The sequence below is a fragment of the Ruminococcus callidus ATCC 27760 genome, from assembly GCF_000468015.1.
GTDB classification, from domain to species: Bacteria; Bacillota; Clostridia; order Oscillospirales; family Ruminococcaceae; genus Ruminococcus_C; species Ruminococcus_C callidus.
Genome location: NZ_KI260354.1, coordinates 13,703 through 14,641 on the forward strand (window position 1 = coordinate 13,703; position 939 = coordinate 14,641).

General features: G+C 55.7%; 1 protein-coding gene. It reads right to left on the minus strand.

What is annotated here, in order from left to right:
* Window positions 1-90 precede the first annotated feature (90 nt).
* Window positions 91-873 (minus strand): ZIP family metal transporter, encoded by a 783-nt coding sequence (locus RUMCAL_RS04895; RefSeq protein WP_021681490.1) that lies wholly within the window; start codon window positions 871-873, stop codon window positions 91-93.
* Window positions 874-939: the final 66 nt, after the last annotated feature.

Here is a 939-nt window from a genome sequence, read left to right on the forward strand (position 1 = left end):
TTACGCACAAGCTTTGTGCGGTGTTGCCCTAAAAGGAAAAACGCCCACAAAAAACCGGCTTCTGCTCTCCGCAAAAACCGGCCATTTCCATTATCCCAACGCCACGTCCAGCGTCATCATCAAGGCAAATCCCACGGCGAAAAAAATCGTTCCCACATTGGAATGAGGTGCCTCCGACATCTCCGGAATCAGTTCCTCCACTACCACATAGATCATGGCACCGGCGGCGAAGCTCAACAGATACGGCAGAATCGGCAGCACCAGCCCTGCCGCCAGAATCGTCAGGATCGCCCCAATGGGTTCCACCACGCCGGAAAGGGTACCGTACAAAAATGCCTTGCCCTTTCCCATGCCCTCTGCTCGCAGCGGCATGGAAATAATGGCACCCTCCGGAAAATTCTGAATGGCGATGCCGATAGACAGTGCCATTGCCGCGGCTGCGGTGATCGACACATTGCCCGATGCCCAGCCGGCATAGACAACGCCTACCGCCATACCCTCCGGAATGTTGTGCAGCGTCACCGCCAGCACCAGCATGGTCGTCTTTTTCAGTTTGCTTTTCGGTCCCTCGGCTTCACTGCTGTTCATGTGCAGGTGCGGGATCAGGTGATCCAGCCCCAGCAGAAAAAGGATTCCCACCAGGAAACCGATCACCGCCGGCAAAAATGCCAGCTTTCCCATATCGGCACTCTGCTCCATTGCCGGAATCAACAGGCTCCACACCGAAGCCGCGGTCATGATGCCGGCAGCAAATCCCGTCAGGGCACGCTGGATTCCCGTGGACAGGGTGCGTTTCATAAAGAACACACACGCCGCCCCCAGTGCGGTTCCCAAAAATGGGATCAGAATGCCCCGAAAAATGTCTGCATACATAAATACCTCCAGTCTGTCCGGCGAAGGGAGTCTTACGGCAATACCGCACAAAGATTGTGCGACAGA